Genomic DNA, 20,224 nt, shown 5'->3' with positions numbered 1-20,224 from the left:
CCTGCCAGGCTTCGACAGAAGGCCAGAATGAAACGCTACGAACGCTTTGCCGACGACATTGCCGAACTGATCCGCTCCGGGGTGCTGGGCCCCGGCGAGCGTGTGCCCTCGGTGCGCTATGCCAGCCAGACCCACGGGGTCAGCCCATCCACCGTGTTCCAGGCCTATTACCTGCTGGAACGGCGCGGCCTGATTCGCGCGCGGCCGCGTTCGGGTTACTTCGTCAATGCCTACGCCCCGCGCCAGTTCAGCGAGCCGCAGGCCTTGCAGCCGGTCAGCGAGTCCACCGCTGTCGACGTCAGCGCGTTGGTGTTCTCGATCCTCGACTCGATCAAGGACCCCAACACCGTGCCTTTCGGCTCGGCGTTCCCCAGCCCCGAGCTGTTCCCGCTGCAGCGCCTGTCGCGTTCGCTGGCCAGCGCCGGCCGCAGCATGGACCCACGCATGGTGGTCACCGACCTGTCGCCGGGCAACCCGCAGCTGCGCCGGCAGATTGCCTTGCGCTACATGGTCGGCGGGCTGATGTTGCCGATGGAAGAATTGCTGATCACCAACGGCGCGCTGGAAGCGTTGAACCTGTGCCTGCAGGCGGTCACCCAGCCTGGCGACCTGGTGGCCATCGAGGCGCCGGCCTTCTACGCCTGCCTGCAGGTGCTGGAGCGGCTCAAGCTCAAGGCGGTGGAAATCCCCGTGCATCCGCGTGAAGGCATGGACCTGGGCGTACTGGCGCAGACACTGGAAAAACACCCGGTCAAAGCCGTGTGGTGCATGACCAATTTCCAGAACCCGGTGGGCGCCAGCATGCCGGAAGCGAAAAAGCAGGCACTGGTAGCGCTGCTGGCCCGGCATCAGGTGCCGTTGATCGAAGACGACGTGTATGCCGAGCTGTACTACGCCCAGCAGGCACCCAAACCGGCCAAGGCTTTCGACAGCGAGGGCCTGGTGATGCACTGTGGTTCGTTCGCCAAGAGCCTGGCGCCCGGCTACCGTATCGGCTGGGTGGCGGCCGGGCGTTTTGCGCAGAAGATCGAGCGCCTGAAACTGATGACTTCGCTGTGTGCTTCGATGCCGGCCCAGGCCGCCATCGCCGACTACCTGCAGCACGGCGGCTACGACCGCCACCTGCGCAAGCTGCGCTACGCCCTGGAAGGCCAGCAGGCCAACATGCTGGCGGCCATTGCCCGCCACTTTCCGGCACAGACGCGGGTCAGCCAACCGTCCGGTGGCTACTTCCTGTGGCTGGAACTGCCCGAGCAGATGGATGCCCTGAAGCTGTTCCACATGGCCCTGGCCCAGGGCATCAGCATCGCCCCCGGGCCGATCTTCTCGCCTACCCGGCGCTTCGGCAACTGCATCCGCCTGAACTACGGCAGCCCCTGGCATGAAGATGCGGAACGGGCCATGGAGACGCTGGGACGGATCATCCGCTCGTTCTGATGGCTGATGGCCCGGTGGGCGGCTATAGTTGGCCGATCCGTACACCGGGACTTCGCCATGCAACCAGACACGTTCCCGTCACTGGCTCAGCTGCAGGCGCGTGTCGCCGAGCTGGAGGCACGCCTGGCCGAGGGCGACGACACGGCACAGGCCAACAACCGGTTGCTGGGCGAATTGCTCGATAACAGCCCGGCCAACGTGTTCGCCGCCGACCGCAAGTTGCGCCTGGTGGCGATCAACCGGACAGCCCGGGAAACCTTCGAACGTTATCGTGGTTTCGTGCCGCAGATCGGCGATTACGTGCCGCAGTTCCTGGTCAACCAGCCCGATATCATGGACCGCCTGGCACCGGTGTGGCCCCGCGTGCTGGCTGGCGAAGCCTTCATCGAAACCGTCATGCTCGGGACAGCTGACGCGCCCCGGCATTACGAAATCCGCTACCACCCGTGGCGCGACGCCCGGCAACAGATTCAGGGCGGTTACCTGTTCGCCTTCGATATCACCGAGCGCATGGTCGAGCAGGAGCGCCTGCGCCAGACAGAGGAAGCCCTCCGCCAGGCGCAGAAGATGGAAGCCGTGGGCCAGTTGACCGGGGGCATCGCCCACGACTTCAACAACCTGTTGGGTAGCCTGCTGGGTTCACTGGAACTCGCCAGGTACCGCCTCGGCCAGCAACGTCTCGCCGATGCCACCCGCCTGCTCGAACTCAGCCACGACAATGCCTCGCGCGCCGCAGTCCTGGTGCAGCACCTGCTGGCTTTTTCGCGTCGGCAAGCCCTGCTTCCGCAAGCGCTCGACGTGCACGCACTGGTCGCCGACATGCACGACCTGATCCACAGCGCGACCGGCCCGCACATCGACTTCCAGGACCACACGCTGGCCGCGCAATGGCCGATCCGTGTCGACCCGCAACAGCTGGAAAACGTATTGCTCAACCTGTGCATCAATGCCCGTGATGCCATGCCTCGCGGCGGCACCCTGCGTATCGCCAGTGCAAACACCGATCTCGCGGCGGCCGAGGCCAGGCGCCTGGACCTGCCGGCGGGCCGCTATCTGCACATTCGCGTCGAGGACTCCGGCATGGGCATGTCCGACGCCGTGCTGCAGCGTGCCCTAGAACCGTTCTTCACCACCAAACCACTGGGCCAGGGCACCGGCCTTGGGCTGGCGATGGCCTATGGCTTCGCCCGCCAGTCCGCCGGGCAGTTGCTGATCGATAGCGTTGCCGGGGAAGGTACTTGCGTACACCTGTATTTCCCCCAGGATCAACACACAGGCGTCGACGACAACCTTGCAGCTGTCACCGCCCATGCACAGCCCGAGAGCCCGCAGGCGCGTCGGATCATGCTGGTGGTCGACCAACCGGCACTGCGCCTGGTGCTCGTCGAAGTGCTGACAGAACTGGGCCATGACGTGCAGGCCCTGGAGGATGGTCGCCAGGCCCTTGAGGCAATGCGCCAAAGCCCGCCACCAGACCTGCTGGTCACGGACATCGGCCTGCCCGGGGGAACCGATGGTTACCAGCTTGCCGCGGTGTACCAGGGGCTGATGAAAGACGCCCCGGTATTGCTGATTACCGGTTACGACATTGCCGACGCGCTACCCATGGTGCGGCTCGGCGGGCGCACCGAACTGCTGGCCAAGCCATTCACCCTGCAGTCCCTTGGCGAACGCATCAACCAGCTGCTGGGGGTTGCCCCGCAGCCACGCTGAGCGGCTATTCGTGTGCAGATGAACGCGCTAAAGTCTGGGCGGTACCTTTTGTCGGATGTCGACATGCCTCAACGTGAACTGCTCAACCTGCGCCAACAAGTCGAAGACCTGCAACGGCACAATGCGCTGCTGGAAGCGCGCCTTTCCAGCCTTCAGGACCACGGCCAGGACTTCTACCGTTCGCTGTTCGACACCATGGACGAAGGTTTCTGCATCATCGAATTCTTCGACGGCCCGCACGGGCCCCTCAGTGACTATGTGCACGTGCTGGCCAATGCCGCCTACGCCAAGCATGCAGGCATTGCCGATGTGGTCGGGCAGAAGCTGCGCGAAATGGTGCCCGACGAGGCGGATGATTGGGTGGCACGCTACGGCGCTGTGCTACGCACGGGTGAACCGCTGCATTTTGAGCAGGAGCTGGTTGCCACCGGGCGCGTGTTATCCATTACCACGTTCCGCGTAGAACCCGCCGAGAAGCGCCAGGTGGCCGTGCTGTTCAAGGACGTCACCGAACGGCGACGGGCAGAACAGGCCTTGCAGCGCCTGAACCAGGAGCTCGAGCAACGAGTCAGCACCGCACTGGCAGAGCGCAGGCTGTTTGCCGAGTTGGTCGATCACAGCATGGTCAACGTGCACGTGATCGGCAAGGACATGCGCTGGCTGGCGGTAAACCGGCAGGCCAGGCACGACTTCCGGCTTTTGTACGGGCAAACGCCGCAAGTCGGCGATTACATGCCCGGGCTGATCAACCACGATTACACCGAGCAGACGCCGATCCTGCCACTGTGGCAACGCGCGCTGGCGGGCGAGCAGTTCATCGCGACAGGCGCCTTTGGCCAAGCGCCCGGGCAACGCCACTACGAGCTGCGCTTCAACGCCCTGCGTGACCATGAAGGCGAGATCCAGGGCGCTTATCTGTTCGCCTATGACATCAGTCAGCGGGTGCAGGAGCAGCAACGTCTGGCCAAGGCCGAAGAGGCCTTGCGCCAGGCACAGAAAATGGAAGCAGTAGGCCAGCTCAGCGGCGGCATCGCCCACGACTTCAACAACCTGCTGGGCGGCATCCTGGCTGCCCAGGACCTGATGCGCCAGCACTTGCAACAGTCGCGCTTCGATAGCCTGGAAGGGTTGCTGGACCTGTCCAGCGGCTCGGCGCAGCGGGCTTCTTCGCTGGTGCACCGGCTGCTGGCGTTTTCCCGCCAGCAGACCTTGCAACCTTGTGCCACGCAGGTGGCCACGCTGGTGGCAGGCATGGAAGAGCTACTGTGCCGCACCATCGGCCCATCCATCAACCTGACCAGCCGCTTTCCCTGCCAGCTGTGGCCAACGTTCATCGATCCACCGCAACTGGAAAGCGCCCTGCTCAATATCTGCATCAATGCCCGCGACGCCATGCCTGACGGTGGCGCGATCGACATTCACGGCGACAACCTGGTGCTGGACGACGAGCAGGCCCGCGCAGTGGAACTGCCAGCCGGTGAATACGTGCGCCTGAGCATTATCGACAACGGCAAAGGCATGACGCCTGAGGTGGCCGAGCGCGCAGTGGACCCGTTCTTCACCACCAAGCCCATGGGCCAGGGCACTGGCCTGGGCTTGTCGATGACCTACGGCTTCGTGCGGCAATCCGGCGGCCAGCTACGGCTATCGTCAACGCTTGGCGAAGGTACCCGCATCGAGCTGCTGCTACCGCGCCACCACGAGCAACCTGAGGCGCCGGCCGCCGTGGCAAAGCGCACGCTGCCAGAGCACCGCAGCACCAACGCGCAGCGTATCCTGCTGATCGAAGACCAGCTCGCCTTGCGCCTGGTGGTCTGCGAAGTGCTGGAGGAGCTGGGTTATCGGGTCGATGCATTCGAGAACGGCCCGGCCGCCCTCGCCCACCTGCAGGAAGGCGAGCGGCCAGACCTGCTGCTCAGCGACATCGGCCTGCCGGGTGGCCTGAATGGCCGCCAGGTGGCGGAACGTTGCCGCGAGCGTTACCCCGAGCTCAAGGTGCTGTTCGTCACCGGCTACGACGAAAGCGCAGCGCTCACCGACGGCCAGTTGCTGCACGGCACGCTGGTGCTGACCAAGCCGTTCGAGCTGCAAGTGCTGGCCGAACGGGTACGCACGCTACTGGAGAGCTGAGCGGCGGGCTCAGCGCCCGCCGCCCAGGTCGACGAAGCTGCCGGTGGAATACGAGGCCTTGTCCGAAAGCAGCCAGAGAATGGCCTCGGCGACTTCCTCGGGGCGCCCGCCACGGCCCATGGGCAGGCCGGATTCCAGCTTGCTGACACGGTCGGGGTCGCCAGAAAGGGCATGGAAGCCGGTATGGATATAGCCCGGGCGAACGCCGTTGACCCGCACGCCCTCGCCTGCGACTTCCTTGGCCAGGCCAATGGTGAAGGTGTCGAGTGCGCCTTTGGAGGCGGCGTAGTCCACGTATTCGTTGGGCGAGCCCAGGCGTGCGGCCACTGACGACACGTTGACGATGGCCCCGCCCTGCCCGCCGTGTCGACGCGCCATGCGCAGCAAGGCGTGCTTGGCACAGAGCATGGGGCCGACGACGTTGGTTTTCATGACCTTGAGCAGGCGAAATTCGGACATGTCCTCGACCCGGCTCTGCTGGCCGATGGTGCCAGCGTTGTTGACCAGCGCGGTGACCGGGCCAAGTTCCTGGTCGACGCGCAGGAACAGCTGGATGACTTCATCCTCGACGCTGGCGTCTGCACGCACGGCAATGGCCTCGGCGCCCAGGGCACGAACCTGATGGAGGACATTCTCTGCGGCCTGGTCGTCGGCGTGGTAATTGATGCAGATGCGGTAGCCCTGGCGGGCGGCCAGCAGCGCTGTGGCGGCGCCGATGCCACGGCTGGCACCGGTGATGACGATGACGTTCTCCATGGATTTGCCGAAGGTTGCAAAAGGGAGGTTCGACAATAGGGGAAAAGACACGGTGTGGGAACAGCGAGGGGGGGTTGGATGGCGCTCGATATCCGCCCCGCCCAACGTCACAAGCCAGGGCCCCCGCCCGTCAATGCCCCGCCGACGCCGGCCCCGCCTTGGCGGTAAAGGGCGGCTTGGCAAACCACACCAGCAGGATCAGCCCGGCAAACACCCAGGTCATCAGGGTGAAGTAATCCACCGTCGACATCATGTAGGCCTGGCCGTTGAGCATCTGCTCCAGCTGGGCATAGCTTTGCGGGCTGGCCCCGCCGAGCTGCTCCAGGGTATGCCGTGTCGCCGGGTCGAACTGGCTGATATGTTCGCTCAGGTAGGCATGGTGCTGGTCCGCCCGGCGAATCCAGATCCAGGTCGTCAGCGACGCCGCAAAACTCCCACCCAGGGTCCGCAGGAAGGTCGCCAGCCCGGAGCCATCGGCGATCTGCTGCGGCGGCAGGTCGGACAGCAGGATGCTCAGGGTCGGCATGAAGAACAGTGCCACGCCGATACCCATGAACAGCTGCACCAGGGCCACATGCTGGAAGTCCACCTCGCTGGTGAACCCGGCGCGCATGTAGCAGCTGGTACCGATCGCCAGAAATGCCAGCCCCGCCAGCACACGCAGGTCGAAACGGTGCGCGTACTTGCCCACGAACGGCGACATGATCACCGGCAGCAGGCCGATCGGCGCCACCGCCAGGCCCGCCCAGGTGGCGGTGTAGCCCATCTGCGTCTGCAACCACTGCGGCAGGATCAGGTTGATGCCGAAGAACCCCGCATAGCCGCCGACCAGCACCAGGGTGCCGACCCGGAAGTTGCGGTGCACGAACAGGCGCAGGTTCACCACCGGGTGGCGGTCGGTCAGTTCCCAGATCACGAACACCGTCAGGAACACCAGCGAAACCAGGCTGCCGGTGACGATGAACGACGATTCGAACCAGTCCAGGTCGTTGCCTTTGTCCAGCACCACCTGCAAGGCACCGACGCCAATGATCAGCGTCAGCAGGCCGATGTAGTCCATCGGCTGGCGGCTGGTGACCACCGGCCGGCTGCGCAACTGCTGGCGCACCACGGCGGCGGCGAACAGGCCGATGGGCACGTTGATGAAGAAGATCCACGGCCAGCTGTAGCTGTCGGTGATCCAGCCGCCGAGGATCGGCCCGGCAATCGGCGCCACCACCGTTACCATCGCCAGCAGCGCCAGGGCCATCCCGCGCTTGGCCGGTGGATACACCGCAATCAGCAACGTCTGGGTCATCGGGTACAACGGCCCGGCCACCACGCCCTGCAACACACGAAAACCGACCAGCTCCGGCATCGACTGGGCAATCCCGCAGAGGAACGAGGCCAGCACGAACAGCAGCGTGGCCCAGATGAACAACTTCACCTCGCCAAACCGTCGGCTCAGCCAGCCGGTGAGCGGCAAGGCGATGGCGTTGCTCACCGCGAACGAGGTGATGACCCAGGTACCCTGCTCGTAGCTCACCCCCAGGTTGCCGGAAATGGTCGGCAGGGCCACGTTGGCAATGGTGGTGTCGAGCACCTGCATGAACGTCGCCAGCGACAGGCCGATGGTGGTCAGCAGCAGGCTCGGCGGGGTGAACTGGGCCGCGGCGGTATTGCTCATCGCTGCGCCGTCTTGCCGCTGGCGCTGTTTTCGTGGATCAGCCGGGCGATCAGGTTGTCGGCTTCGACCAACTGGCGATCATAGACCTGGGTGGTATAGCTGGCCTGCTGCGGTGGCTGCTGGGCCAGTGCCGGGCCGCTCTGGTCATGCAGGTCGACCTCGACCACAGTGGACAGGCCGATACGCAGCGGGTGCTCCTTGAGCTGATCGGGGCTGAGGTGAATGCGTACCGGCACGCGCTGGACGATCTTGATCCAGTTACCAGTGGCATTCTGCGCCGGCAACAGGGCAAAGGCACTGCCGGTGCCGGCGCCAAGGCTGTCGACCGTGCCGCTGTACTTGACCTCACTGCCGTACAGGTCGGCGCTGATCTGCACCGGCTGGCCGATGCGCATGTCGCGCAGCTGGGTCTCCTTGAAGTTGGCATCGATCCACACCTGGTCCAGAGGAATCACCGCCATGGTCGCGGTGCCAGGCTGCAGGCGCTGGCCCAACTGCACGGTACGCTTGGCGACGTAGCCGGTCACCGGCGCGACCAGGGTGGTACGGGCGTGGTCGAGGTAAGCCTGGCGCAGGTCGGCGGCAGCCGCCATCACCTCGGGGTGCGAGGACACCACGGTGTCGTCGACCAGCGCACTGCTGGTACTGAGTTGCTGACGCGCGCTGTTGACCGCGGCCTGGGCCACGCTCAGGTCATCGCGGGCATGGGACAGCTCCTCAGCGGCAATCGCCCCGCTGTCGGCCAGCACCTTGCGCCGGTTGAAGTCCTGCTGGGCCTTGCGCAGTTCGGCCTGGCGGGTTTCCAACTGGGCCTTGAGCGAGTCGACGTTGCTGTACAGTCCGCGCACCTGGCGCACACTGCGCGCCAGCCTGGCTTCGGCGGACTGCAAGGCCACTTCGCTGTCGGCCGGGTCGAATTGCAGCAGCACCTGGCCAGCATGCACCAGGTCGCCGTCGTCGGCGCCGATGCTGGTGACCGTACCGCTGACCAGCGGCGTGATTTCCACCACGTTGCCATTGACATAGGCATCGTCGGTGCTTTCGTGCCAACGCCCGACCAGGCTGTACCAGGCCCAGGCGCCAACGGCGGCCAGGATCACCAGCAGCAACAGGCCGAGCAGCCAGGCCTTGCGCTTGCGCGAGGGCTCGGGCGCTGCGGAGGGAGACGGGGTGTCTGCGGAAGTGGCCATGACAGTACCTTGGAAAATGCGTGACAGGGTTCAGCGATCGCCGAAGCGGCGGATCGTCAACGGGTCGCCGGCAGCAAGCAGTACCTTGGCCAGCAGGCCCTCCAGGGCCTTGAGTTCTTCGGCGTCCAGTGCGCCGCACAATTCGTTCATGGCGGCGGCGCCGATTTCCGGCAGCCGGTCGGCCAGGCGCTGGCCGTCGACGGTCAAGGCCAGGCGCACCTGGCGACGGTCGTCGGCACAGCGATTGCGCACGATCAGTTCCTTCTGCTCGAGGCGGTCGAGCATGCGCGTCATCGAGCCGCTGTCCAGGCCCAGGTAGCGGCACAGTTCGGCCGGGGTATCCACCTGGTACTGGGTGACGATGATCAACACCTTGAACTGCGCGGCGGTGACGCCCTCGGATTCGAGGTGCCAGTCGAGGATGCGGTCCTTGAGGATCGCCGCGCGGCCAAGCAGCATGCCGATGGCGCAGGTCTGGAAGTTGTCTGGGGTGAAATGGGCCATCAGCGACTGCTCGGGTAAGTGTGTAAAAATATTACTGCCTAGGCAGTGAATGTCAAAGCCTTGATTAGCAAGCTATGAAATATTTCATGATCCTGGCCTGACCCGTCGGCCTCTACGGGAGCGGCCTTGCGTCGCGATGGGCCACCCAGTGGCCCCAACAGTCCGTGGCGCAACACGGAACCCGGGGCCGCTTCAAGGTGAAATGCGTGGTCCAGGGGCCACGACAAGGGCGGTTAGAGGGCTCGCAGGCCCAGTGCCTGCACCGCACCGCAGGCAATGGCCATGCCGACCAGCTCGGCCAGGCTTTGCGCCTGCAAGCGCTTCATCACCCGGCCGCGGTACAGGTCGACGGTCTTCACGCTGACCCCCAGCCGCTCGGCGATCTCGCGGTTGTTCAAGCCTTGGGCCAACGGCACGAACACGTCGCGCTCGCGTGGTGTCAGGGCATCGATACGCGCCTGCACCAGCGCCAGTGCCTGGTTGTCCTGGCGCGCGCGCCCGGTGTGTTCCAGCGCGGCCTGCACGCTGTCGAGCAGCAACTGGTCGTTGTACGGTTTTTCGATGAAATCGCAGGCACCGCTCTTGAACGCCCGCACCACGATCGGCACATCGGCATGGCCACTGACGAAAATCACCGGCAGCGCCAGGCCGCGTTCACGCATCGCCTGCTGCACCGCCAACCCGCCCAGCCCCGGCATGCGCACATCCAGCAGCACACAGGCAGGGCCATCATCAACGCAGGCGTCAAGAAACGCCTGCCCGCTGGCGAACGGCAGGGCCTGCAAACCTACCGACTGCAGCAGCCACACGGTCGAATCCCGCATGCCCTGGTCGTCATCGACCACATACACTTTCGCTTGCACTGCGTTTCCCCTTATCCCCTGCTGACCGCCAGACGGCAGCACAGCACCAGACCACCCTTGTCACCGGGCCGCGCCCACAGGCTGCCGCCAAAGCCTTCGATCAGGCTGCGGCTCATGCTCAACCCCAGGCCCAGGCCATCGGCCTTGCTGGTGGTGAAAGGCGTGAAGATTTCATCCAGCTGCCCGGGGGCTACGCCTGGCCCCTGGTCGGCCACTTCCACCCGCACGCCGTCACCATCGCGCGCGGCGCTCAGCAGGATACGCGACGGCCGCTCGCCGTGCTGCTCGCGGTTGGCCTCGATGGCATTGCGCAGCAGGTTGAGCAGCACTTGCTCCAGCAATACCCGGTCGGCGTACACCGAGGGCAGTTGCCCGCTCATGCGCAGTTCGACCAGCACCTGGTCGCGCGCGGCTTCCCAGGCACACAGGCGCATGGCTTCACCGGCCACCTCGGCCACGTCCAGCGCCTGCAGGCGGCGCGGCCCTTTGCGCAGGAAAGCGCGCAGGCGGCGGATCACTTCGGCGGCATGGGTGGCCTGCTCGCTGATGCGCTGCAGGCCCTGCCCGACCCGCTCGCGCGCCTGCGGGTCGTGCGCCACGCCCTGCAGGTAGCGCTGGCTGGCATTGGCATAGTTGACCACGGCGGCCAATGGTTGGTTGATCTCGTGGGCGATACCTGAAGCCAGCTCGCCCAGGGTGGCCAGGCGGGCACTGTGCGCCAGGCCCTCCTGGGCCTCGATACGCAAGGTGATGTCGCGGGACACGCTGACCACTTCCACCACCGCGCCGGTGTAGGTTTCGCGGATCGCCCGGCTGGCAATTTCGAACCAGCGGTAGCCGCCTGCGGCCTGGCGCACCCGGCAGGTCATGGTGTGGTAACCATCCTGGTCCAGGGCCGCCGCGGCCTGACGCAGCACCTGGCGACGTTCGCGCGGGTGCAGCAGGCCGTGCACGGCCATGCCGCGCAATTGCTCGGGCCACAAGCCGAGCAGGCGGAATGCCGCCGGCGAGGCATCGAGAAAACGGCCATCAGGGCTGTGCCGGGAGATCAGGTCGGTAGTGTTCTCGATGATCAGCCGGTACAGGCGCCGGGCGCGGCTGGCTTCGCGCGCACCGTGGCGCTCGTCGCTGGCATCGCGGCAACGCGCCAGCACGTGCTGGCCCTGATCGTCGGGAATGAAGTTCCACAACACGATGCGCTCGCCGACCTGCACCTCGACGTCGGCAATTGCCCGGTGCTGGCGCAGGCAGGCGCGCACCAGGGCGGCACAGTTGGCCGGCAGCCAGCTGGCCAGTGCGGGGCCGTCATCGAGCCACGCCTGCAGCGCCGGGTTGAGCGCCAGCGGCCTGGCATCACCGGCCAGCATCAGGCTGGGCTGGGGGTCCTTGGCGAGCAAGGGGTAGGCAGTCTTGTCCACGGTCAACGGCTCGTTGTTATAGTAGTTTTACTATATTGCTATAGTCGATATTCCTAATACCATAGCGACTCGCGTAAAAATCCGCCAAGGGTAGCGGCTCACCATCCGCCACCCTGCACCCTGAACAGAGCTAACAATCAGCCACCGGGGGTCCAGCGCACTGGCTGCGCCTGCCTCCCTTACAGGACTACTGCATGTCGATCTATGCCCAGGGCCTGATGCCCGCAGCCGTCAACCATGTCGCCCTCACCCCGCTGAGTTTCATCGAGCGCACCGCTGCCGTTTACGGCAACTACCCCGCAGTGATACACGGAGCCATCCGCCGCAACTGGCAGGAAACCTACCAGCGCTGCCGACGCCTGGCCAGCGCCCTGGTGGGCCGGGGTATCGGCCGTGGCGATACCGTGGCGGTGATGTTGCCGAACATTCCGGCCATGCTCGAGGCCCACTTTGGCGTGCCCATGACCGGCGCCGTGCTCAACACCCTGAACGTGCGCCTGGACGCCGAGGCCATCGCCTTCATGCTGCAACATGGCGAGGCCAAGGTGCTGATTGCCGACCGCGAGTTCCACACGGTCATCGAGGCCGCCCTGGCCCTGCTCGAACACCCGCCACTGGTGGTGGATGTGGATGACCCGGAGTACGGCGAAGGCCGCGCCCTCAGCGAGCTGGACTACGAGGCATTCCTCGCCGAAGGCGACCCGGAATTTGCCTGGGAATGGCCCGACGACGAGTGGCAGGCGATCTCGCTCAACTACACCTCCGGCACCACCGGCAACCCCAAGGGCGTGGTCTATCACCACCGTGGCGCCTACCTGAATGCCCTGGGCAACCAGATGACCTGGGCCATGGGCCATCGCCCGGTGTACCTGTGGACCCTGCCGATGTTCCACTGCAACGGCTGGTGCTACCCGTGGACCATTACCGCGCTGGCCGGCACCCACGTGTTCCTGCGCCGGGTCGACCCGCAGAAAATCCTCAACCTGATCCGCGAACACCGGGTCAGCCACCTGTGCGGCGCGCCGATCGTGCTCAACGCCCTGGTCAACATGCCCGAGGCGGCCAAGGCGGCCATCGAGCACCCGGTGCAGGCCATGGTCGCCGGCGCCGCGCCCCCCGCCAAGGTGATCGGCGCCGTGGAGGAAATGGGCATACAGGTGACCCACACCTACGGCCTGACCGAAGTCTATGGCCCGGTGACCGTGTGCGCCTGGCATGACGAATGGGACCAACTTGCGCTGGAAGACCGCGCGCGGATCAAGTCACGCCAGGGCGTGCGTTACCCGACCCTTGATGGCTTGATGGTCGCCGACCCGCAGACCCTGGAGCCGGTACCGCGCGACGGCAATACCCTGGGCGAGATCTTCATGCGCGGCAACACCGTGATGAAGGGCTACCTGAAAAACCCCGAAGCGACCGCGGAAGCCTTCCGTGGCGGCTGGTTCCACACCGGCGACCTGGCCGTGTGGCATGCCGACGGCTATGTCGAGATCAAGGACCGGCTCAAGGACATCATCATCTCCGGCGGCGAGAACATCTCCACCATCGAGGTCGAGGACGCCCTGTACAAGCACCCCGCCGTGCTGGAAGCCGCGGTAGTGGCTCGCCCGGACGAAAAATGGGGCGAAACCCCGTGCGCCTTCGTCGCCCTCAAGCCGGGCCGCGAAGACACTCGCGAAGGCGACATCACCGGCTGGTGCCGCGAGCACCTGGCCGGGTTCAAGGTGCCGAAGACCGTGGTGTTCGGCGAACTGCCGAAAACCTCTACCGGCAAGATCCAGAAGTACGTGCTGCGCGACCGGGCCAAGGCCCTCTGAAACCCTGGCGGCCAGTTCGCGGCTTTACCTGCGAACCGGCCAGCCCCGAATTCCCACCTTTCGAGAGTCCCGCGATGACTACCTATACCGCCCCCCTGCGCGACATGCGCTTTGTCCTGCATGATGTGTTCAACGCCCCTGCCCTGTGGGCCCGCCTGCCGGCCCTGGCCGAGCGCATCGACGCTGAAACCGCCGATGCCATCCTCGAGGAAGCGGCCAAGGTCACCGGCCAGCTGGTCGCCCCGCTCAGCCGCAACGGTGACGAGCAAGGCGTGCGCTTCGAGGCCGGCAGGGTCACCACCCCCGACGGCTTCCGTGAGGCCTGGCACACCTACCGCGAAGGCGGCTGGGTCGGCCTGGGTGGCAACCCTGAGCATGGCGGCATGGGCATGCCGAAAATGCTCGGCGTGCTGTTCGAGGAAATGCTCTATGCCGCCGATTGCAGCTTCAGCCTGTATTCGGCATTGAGCGCCGGCAGCTGCCTGGCGATCGATGCCCACGCCAGCGAAGCGCTCAAGGCCACCTACCTGCCGCCCCTCTACGCCGGGCGCTGGGCCGGCACCATGTGCCTCACCGAGCCTCATGCCGGCACCGACCTGGGGCTGATCCGCAGCCGCGCCGAACCCCAGGCCGACGGCAGCTATCGCATCAGCGGCAGCAAGATCTTCATCACCGGCGGCGAGCAGGACCTGACCGAGAACATCATCCACCTGGTGCTGGCCAAGCTGCCCGATGCACCAGCCGGTGCCAAGGGTATTTCGTTATTCCTGGTGCCCAAGTACCTGGTCGAGGCCGATGGCAGCCTGGGCAGACGCAACCCCGCCCATTGCGGCTCGGTCGAACACAAGATGGGCATCAAGGCCTCGGCCACCTGCGTGATGAACTTCGACGGTGCGGTCGGCTACCTGGTGGGCGAGCCGAACAAGGGCCTGGCCGCGATGTTCACCATGATGAACTACGAACGCCTGTCCATCGGCCTGCAGGGTATCGGCTGTGCCGAAGCGTCCTACCAGAGCGCCGCCCGCTATGCCAATGAGCGCCTGCAAAGCCGCGCCGCCAGTGGCCCGCAGGCCAGGGACAAGGTGGCCGACCCGATCATCCAGCACGGTGACGTGCGGCGCATGCTGCTGACCATGCGCACCCTCACCGAAGGTGGCCGGGCGTTCGCCGCCTACGTTGGCCAACAGCTGGACCTGGCGCGCTACGCCGAGGACGCCGGCGAACGCGAGCACGCCCAGCGCCTGGTGGCGCTGCTGACACCGGTGGCCAAGGCGTTCTTCACCGACAACGGCCTGGAAAGCTGTGTGCTCGGCCAGCAGGTGTATGGGGGCCATGGCTACATCCGTGAATGGGGCCAGGAGCAGCGTGTGCGTGACGTGCGCATCGCCCAGATCTATGAAGGTACCAACGGCATTCAGGCCCTTGACCTGCTCGGGCGCAAGGTGCTGGCCGACGGCGGCCAGGCACTGGCCAGCTTTGCTGCCGAGGTACGCGCCTTCAGCCTCGACGCGCCGCTGTACCGTGAAGCCCTGCAAGCGAGCCTGGCGCGGCTGGAAGCGACCAGCGCCTGGCTGCGCTCGCGGGCCAGCGAGGAGCCCAACCTGGTCAGTGCCGTGGCGGTGGAATACCTGCAACTGTTCGGGCTGACCGCGTATGCCTACATGTGGGCGCGGATGGCTGCGGTGGCGTTGGCCAAGCGTGACGAGGATGGCGCATTCCATGAGGCCAAGCTGGCGTGCGCGCAGTTCTACTTCCAGCGGGTGCTACCGCGTGGCCTCGGCCTGGAGGCGAGTATTCGCGCAGGCAGCGCCAGCCTCTATGGGCTGGGCGCCGGACAATTCTGATCGCCCGGCCCGGCGGGACTGCAAGGGCGCCCCGCGGTTGTGCCGCGAAGGGTTCTCAAACGCTGGAAAACCAGTGCCAATCCGATGAAAAACCGGCACAACTGGGAGTCACTCGCTATTGCCTCGGTTCTCGGCAGCCCTGCGCCAAGGGTAGAATGCGCAAAACCCGGAGCCGCAATGAACCACGACCGCCACCCCCCCAGCCCAGACGATGCCATCACCGACGCCGCCGCGCACTGGTGCATGCGCCTGCATGCCGAGGATTGCACGGTGGCCGAGCGTGAGGCGTTCAGCCGCTGGCTGGCGGCCAACCCGCAGCATGCCGAGGAATACCAGGCAATGCTGGAGATCTGGCAAACCGCCGACCTGCTGCCACGCACCGCCACCGTCATCGACTTCAACCCGCCCGTTCAGCAGCAGGCACGCCCGCGCGGCTGGCGGCCCCTGGCGTCTGCTGCCGCCATCGCCCTGGCGGTGCTGCCGCTGGCTGGCTGGCTGGGCTGGGAACAAGGCTGGCTGCCCAACCACTACCAGCACTTCGCCGCCGGCGAGCGCATGCAGACCGTGGAACTGAGCGATGGCAGCACGGTGCAACTCAACCTCAATACCGAGCTCACCTACCTCAACTACAAGGACCAGCGCCAGGTCACGCTCAAGCGTGGCGAGGCGTTTTTCAAGGTGCGCCACGACAGCAACCACCCGTTTATCGTGCATGCCGGCCGCGGCCAGACCCGTGTCACCGGCACCCAGTTCAACGTGTGGAAGTACCAGGACCAGGTCAAGGTCACGCTGGTGGAAGGTTCGGTACTGGTGTCCAGCGACGGCAACGACGGAGGCTACCGCCTCGGCCCGGGGATGCAGGCCAGCTATCGCCAGGGCGATTTCGAACCGCAACTGCAACAGAGCGGCGATTATGCCAACAGCCTGGCCTGGCGTGAGGGCAAGCTGGTGCTCGAAAACCTGAGCCTGGCCCAGGCGCTGCCGATGATCAACCGTTACCTCGATGCACCGCTGCTGCTGGCCGATGCCAGCACCGGGCGCATTCGCATCAGCGGTATCTACAACACCCGCGAGGTGGGGCGCCTGGTCAACAACCTGCCCAAGGTGCTGCCGGTCTACCTGACCCGCAGCAAGGATGGCAGCACCGTGCTCAACCGCATCTCGCCGCCACCCGACAAGGGCTGACGCCCGCCCTGCCCTACAGCGTCATCGCCGCCAGCCAGCCGAACGCCAGCAGCGGCAGGTTGTAGTGGATGAAGGTGGGTACCACGGTGTCCCAGATGTGGTGGTGCTGGCCGTCCACGTTCAGCCCCGAAGTCGGACCAAGGGTCGAATCCGAGGCCGGCGAACCCGCGTCGCCCAGTGCGCCTGCAGTTCCCACGATGCACACCGTGGCCAGCGGGTCGAAGCCCAGTTGCACGCACAACGGCACGAAGATCGCCGCCAGAATCGGTACGGTGGAGAACGACGAGCCAATGCCCATGGTCACCAGCAGCCCCACCAACAGCATCAGCAAGGCACCGATACCCTTGCTGTGGTTGATCCACTGCGCCGACGTTTCCACCAGGCTTTTCACCTCGCCGGTGGCTTTCATCACATCGGCGAAGCCCGAGGCGGCGATCATGATGAAACCGATCATGGCCATCATTTTCATGCCCTCGGTGAACAGGTCGTCGGTGTCTTTCCAGCGCACGATGCCCGACAGCGAGAAGATCAGGAAGCCGACCATGGCACCGATGATCATCGAGTCCAGCCACAACTGGACGATGAACGCCGCGGCGATGGCCAGCCCGGCCACCAGCAGGGTCAGCGGGTTGTACTGCACGCTCACCTGTTCTACCTGCTCGATGCGCGCCAGGTCGTAGTCACGCTTCTTGCGGTAGCTGACGAATACCGCCAGCAACAGGCCGGCGAGCATGCCGGCGGCAGGAATGGCCATGGCGTGGGTGACATTGACGCCGCTGACATCGACGCCCGCTCGGGCGACGTTGGCCAGCAGGATTTCGTTGAGGAAGATGTTGCCAAAGCCCACCGGCAGGAACATGTACGGGGTAATCAGGCCGAAGGTGATGACGCAGGCGATCAGCCGGCGGTCGATGCGCAGGCGGGTCAGCACATAGAGCAGCGGCGGCACCAGCAACGGGATGAAGGCGATGTGAATGGGCAGGATGTTCTGCGAAGACACCGCCACTGCCAGCATCAGGCCGACCAGCAACCATTTGACCTTGCCGCCATTGGCATGGCCCTGGCGCTCGATCATGCCCAGGGCGCGGTCGGCCAGGGCATGGGCCAGGCCGGACTTGGCGATGGCCACGGCAAAAGCCCCCAGCAGTGCATAGGACAGGGCCACCGTGGCGCCGCCCCCCAGGCCACCATTGAAGGCCTTCAGCGTCCCCTCGATGCCCAGGCCGCCCACCAGGCCACCGGCCAAGGCGCCAATGATCAGGGCGATGACCACGTGCACGCGCGACAGGCTGAGTATCAGCATGATGCCGACCGCGGCGATCACTGCATTCATGGTTGGTTTACCTCATTGCGACAGAAAAAAAGCGCGAACTCTGAAGCAGTGGGCGACAGAAGTCAAAAGCGCCATGTTGCGGCAGATTACCAATGCCTGGCGCAGCCCCCAGCAGGCCCGAGGGTTAAATTGAACGTTTGAATAAAGAAAACGCCGCGCCGGCCGACACAATCGTCAGCCACACTCCTATTACAAGGGACCCATCCCATGCCTTTGCGACAACTTTCCATCCAGTGGAAGATTACCCTGCTCGCCGGTCTCTGCCTGGCCGGCATCGTCACCCTGCTCGTCGGCCTGTCGCTGTACCGCATGGACCACAGCTCGGACCTGGTCAAGGCCAGCAGCATGCAGATGCTGACCGAGTCGGCGCAGGCGCGCATCGAGTCGCAGGGCGAAGTGCAGGCACTGAACATCCGCCGCCAGTTCATGGACGCCTACCAGTACGGTGCCGGTTTCGCCCGCCAGGTGCTGTTCCTGCGCGAGCAGGCGGAAAAGCGTTTTCTCGATGCCTTCGACCTGCGCGAGGACATGACCCGTCAGGTGCGCGCCGCCTTGCAGGCCAACCCTGACCTGCTTGGCCTGTCGCTGGTGTTCGAACCCAATGCGCTGGACAACAAGGACAGCCTGTTCGCCGGCAAGGCGGACCTGGGCAGCAACGCAACCGGGCGCTTCGCCCTGTACTGGTCGCAGCCGCGGATCGGCCAGCTGACCTCCATGGCCCTGCCGGAAAGCGACATGGCCAACACCGAGATCGGCCCCAGCGGCCAGCCGGCCAATACCTGGTGGGTCTGCCCGCGTACATCCGGCAAGGTCTGCGTGGTGGAACCGTACTTCTATGACATCGATGGCCAGCAGGTACTGATGACCAGCATCGTCTTCCCGCTGGCGGTCGACGGCAAGGTGATCGCCACCCTGTCCGTCGACATCAACCTCAACAGCCTGCAGGCCCTGAGCCAGGACGCCAGCCGCAGCTTGTACGAAGGCCGCACCACGGTCGGCATCCTCAGCCCGGTAGGCCTGCTGGCCGGCTACAGCGCCGACGCCAGCAAGCTGGCCCAGCGCTTCGACCAGGTCGACACGGCCAAGGGCGCCGAACTGGTGCGCAAGCTGGCCGATGGCAAGTTGACCACCCTGCACGACCAGCAGCGCCTGAAGGTACTGGCAGCGTTCAGGCCGATCCCCGATGCCCAACCGTGGGGCGTCCTGCTGGACGTGCCGGAGGACGCCCTGACCGGGCCGGCCGAGGCGCTGAAGCAGGAGCTGGACGCACTGAACACCAGCGGCACCCTGCTGGAGCTGGGCCTGGGCCTGGCCGCGGCAGTTGCCGGCCTGTTGCTGGTGTGGCTGATGGCCCGCGGCGTGACCCGACCGATCCTCGGTGTGGCCGCCATGCTCAAGGACATCGCCAGCGGCGAAGGCGACCTGACCCGCCGCCTGACCTATCAGAAGCACGACGAACTGGGCGAGCTGGCCGGCTGGTTCAACCGCTTCCTCGACAAGCTGCAGCCGACCATCGCCGAGGTCAAGCGCTCGGTGCAGGCTGCCCGTGGCACCGCCGACCAGTCTTCGGCAATTGCCACGCAGACCAGCGCCGGCATGGAGCAGCAGTACCGCCAGGTCGACCAGGTGGCCACTGCCTCGCACGAGATGAGTGCCACCGCCCAGGACGTCGCCCGCAGCGCCGCCCAGGCCGCCCAGGCTGCCCGCGACGCCGACCAGGCGACCCGCGAGGGCCTGGCGGTGATCGAGCGTACGACCACCAGCATCGATGCGCTGGCTGCCAACATGAGCGAAGCCATGGCCGAAGTCGAGGGCCTGGCGCAGAACAGCGAGAAGATCGGTTCGGTGCTGGAGGTGATCCGCTCGATCGCCGAACAGACCAACCTGCTGGCGCTCAACGCCGCCATCGAGGCGGCCCGCGCCGGTGAGGCCGGCCGTGGTTTTGCCGTGGTCGCCGACGAAGTGCGCAACCTGGCCCAGCGTACCCAGGAGTCGGTGGAAGAAACCCGCCAGGTGATCGAGGCGCTGCAGAACGGTACTCGTGAAGTGGTCGGGGCGATGGACAACAGCCACCGCCAGGCCCAGGGTGGTGTCGAGCAGGTTGGCCAGGCGGTCACTGCGCTGCAACGCATCGGCCAGGCGGTGACGGTGATTACCGACATGAACCTGCAGATTGCCTCGGCCGCCGAGGAACAAAGCGCCGTGGCCGAGGAAATCAACAGCAACGTGGCGACCATCCGCGACGTCACCGAGTCGCTGTCGGGGCAGGCCAACGAATCGGCGCGGGTCAGTCAGTCGCTGAACAGCCTGGCCAACCAGCAACAGGCGCTGATGGACCAGTTCCGCGTATGAGACCGGGCGGGCCGGC

At 65.6% G+C, this 20,224-nt stretch carries 14 protein-coding genes and 1 pseudogene; 8 read left to right on the top strand and 7 right to left on the bottom strand.

Annotated features, from left to right (window positions below; genetic code table 11):
• Nucleotides 1-27 precede the first annotated feature (27 nt).
• From mapR to ACLEJP_RS02160, 3 genes are all read left to right on the top strand, one after another.
• On the top strand, nucleotides 28-1,437 hold the full coding sequence (gene mapR, locus ACLEJP_RS02170; protein WP_225777533.1) for a GntR family transcriptional regulator MpaR: 1,410 nt from the start codon (nucleotides 28-30) through the stop codon (nucleotides 1,435-1,437).
• A gap of 57 nt (nucleotides 1,438-1,494) precedes the next feature.
• Nucleotides 1,495-3,150 carry a PAS domain-containing protein gene (locus tag ACLEJP_RS02165; protein ID WP_440804173.1) on the top strand — a complete coding sequence of 552 codons (1,656 nt, stop codon included), beginning with the start codon at nucleotides 1,495-1,497 and terminating at the stop codon, nucleotides 3,148-3,150.
• A 63-nt stretch (nucleotides 3,151-3,213) separates the two neighbouring features.
• Nucleotides 3,214-5,280: a PAS domain-containing protein gene (locus ACLEJP_RS02160; RefSeq protein WP_440804170.1), complete on the top strand. Its 2,067-nt coding sequence runs from the start codon at nucleotides 3,214-3,216 to the stop codon at nucleotides 5,278-5,280.
• A 9-nt stretch (nucleotides 5,281-5,289) separates the two neighbouring features.
• Here ACLEJP_RS02160 and ACLEJP_RS02155 read toward each other — a convergent pair whose 3' ends face one another.
• The 6 genes from ACLEJP_RS02155 to ACLEJP_RS02130 all read right to left on the bottom strand — a co-directional run bounded on the left by ACLEJP_RS02155 (nucleotide 5,290) and on the right by ACLEJP_RS02130 (nucleotide 11,677).
• The gene (locus ACLEJP_RS02155; protein ID WP_440804168.1) at nucleotides 5,290-6,036 is read right to left on the bottom strand and encodes an SDR family oxidoreductase; all 747 of its coding nucleotides are present in this window, start codon (nucleotides 6,034-6,036) and stop codon (nucleotides 5,290-5,292) included.
• A gap of 130 nt (nucleotides 6,037-6,166) precedes the next feature.
• The gene (locus ACLEJP_RS02150; protein WP_440804166.1) at nucleotides 6,167-7,702 is read right to left on the bottom strand and encodes a DHA2 family efflux MFS transporter permease subunit; all 1,536 of its coding nucleotides are present in this window, start codon (nucleotides 7,700-7,702) and stop codon (nucleotides 6,167-6,169) included.
• Entirely contained in the window at nucleotides 7,699-8,892 is a 1,194-nt protein-coding gene (locus ACLEJP_RS02145) for an HlyD family secretion protein (RefSeq protein WP_440804164.1), read from the bottom strand. Before ACLEJP_RS02145 ends, ACLEJP_RS02150 begins: the two co-directional genes overlap by 4 nt.
• 30 nt (nucleotides 8,893-8,922) lie before the next feature.
• On the bottom strand, nucleotides 8,923-9,396 hold the full coding sequence (locus tag ACLEJP_RS02140) for a MarR family winged helix-turn-helix transcriptional regulator (RefSeq protein WP_440804162.1): 474 nt from the start codon (nucleotides 9,394-9,396) through the stop codon (nucleotides 8,923-8,925).
• A gap of 233 nt (nucleotides 9,397-9,629) precedes the next feature.
• A complete protein-coding gene (locus ACLEJP_RS02135) occupies nucleotides 9,630-10,259 on the bottom strand; it encodes a response regulator transcription factor (RefSeq protein ID WP_440804160.1) in 630 nt (209 codons plus the stop codon).
• 11 nt (nucleotides 10,260-10,270) lie between these two features.
• Nucleotides 10,271-11,677 (bottom strand): sensor histidine kinase, encoded by a 1,407-nt coding sequence (locus ACLEJP_RS02130; protein ID WP_440804158.1) that lies wholly within the window; start codon nucleotides 11,675-11,677, stop codon nucleotides 10,271-10,273.
• 194 nt (nucleotides 11,678-11,871) lie between these two features.
• Here ACLEJP_RS02130 and ACLEJP_RS02125 point away from each other — a divergent pair, with 194 nt between their 5' ends.
• The 3 genes from ACLEJP_RS02125 (at nucleotide 11,872) to ACLEJP_RS02115 (ending at nucleotide 16,523) form a co-directional block, all read left to right on the top strand.
• The gene (locus ACLEJP_RS02125) at nucleotides 11,872-13,494 is read left to right on the top strand and encodes an acyl-CoA synthetase (RefSeq protein ID WP_440804157.1); all 1,623 of its coding nucleotides are present in this window, start codon (nucleotides 11,872-11,874) and stop codon (nucleotides 13,492-13,494) included.
• 74 nt (nucleotides 13,495-13,568) lie between these two features.
• The gene (locus tag ACLEJP_RS02120) at nucleotides 13,569-15,338 is read left to right on the top strand and encodes an acyl-CoA dehydrogenase C-terminal domain-containing protein (protein WP_440804154.1); all 1,770 of its coding nucleotides are present in this window, start codon (nucleotides 13,569-13,571) and stop codon (nucleotides 15,336-15,338) included.
• A gap of 177 nt (nucleotides 15,339-15,515) precedes the next feature.
• The gene (locus tag ACLEJP_RS02115; protein WP_440804151.1) at nucleotides 15,516-16,523 is read left to right on the top strand and encodes a FecR family protein; all 1,008 of its coding nucleotides are present in this window, start codon (nucleotides 15,516-15,518) and stop codon (nucleotides 16,521-16,523) included.
• A 13-nt stretch (nucleotides 16,524-16,536) separates the two neighbouring features.
• On the opposite strand, the gene ACLEJP_RS02110 is transcribed toward ACLEJP_RS02115, so the two are convergent.
• Entirely contained in the window at nucleotides 16,537-17,856 is a 1,320-nt protein-coding gene (locus tag ACLEJP_RS02110; protein WP_440804149.1) for a Na+/H+ antiporter family protein, read from the bottom strand.
• A gap of 207 nt (nucleotides 17,857-18,063) precedes the next feature.
• On the opposite strand from ACLEJP_RS02110, the pseudogene ACLEJP_RS02105 reads away from it, so the two are divergent.
• Nucleotides 18,064-19,350: pseudogene (locus ACLEJP_RS02105) on the top strand (PDC sensor domain-containing protein); the annotation flags it as partial.
• Nucleotides 19,351-19,452: 102 nt separating this feature from the next.
• Nucleotides 19,453-20,208: a methyl-accepting chemotaxis protein gene (locus tag ACLEJP_RS02100; RefSeq protein ID WP_414707184.1), complete on the top strand. Its 756-nt coding sequence runs from the start codon at nucleotides 19,453-19,455 to the stop codon at nucleotides 20,206-20,208.
• Nucleotides 20,209-20,224 lie beyond the last annotated feature (16 nt).

This window comes from Pseudomonas sp. SMV7, from assembly GCF_052041995.1.
Lineage (GTDB): Bacteria > Pseudomonadota > Gammaproteobacteria > Pseudomonadales > Pseudomonadaceae > Aquipseudomonas.
Note: the sequence above shows the minus strand (reverse complement) of the source record. Positions and strands in the feature narration are given on the sequence as shown.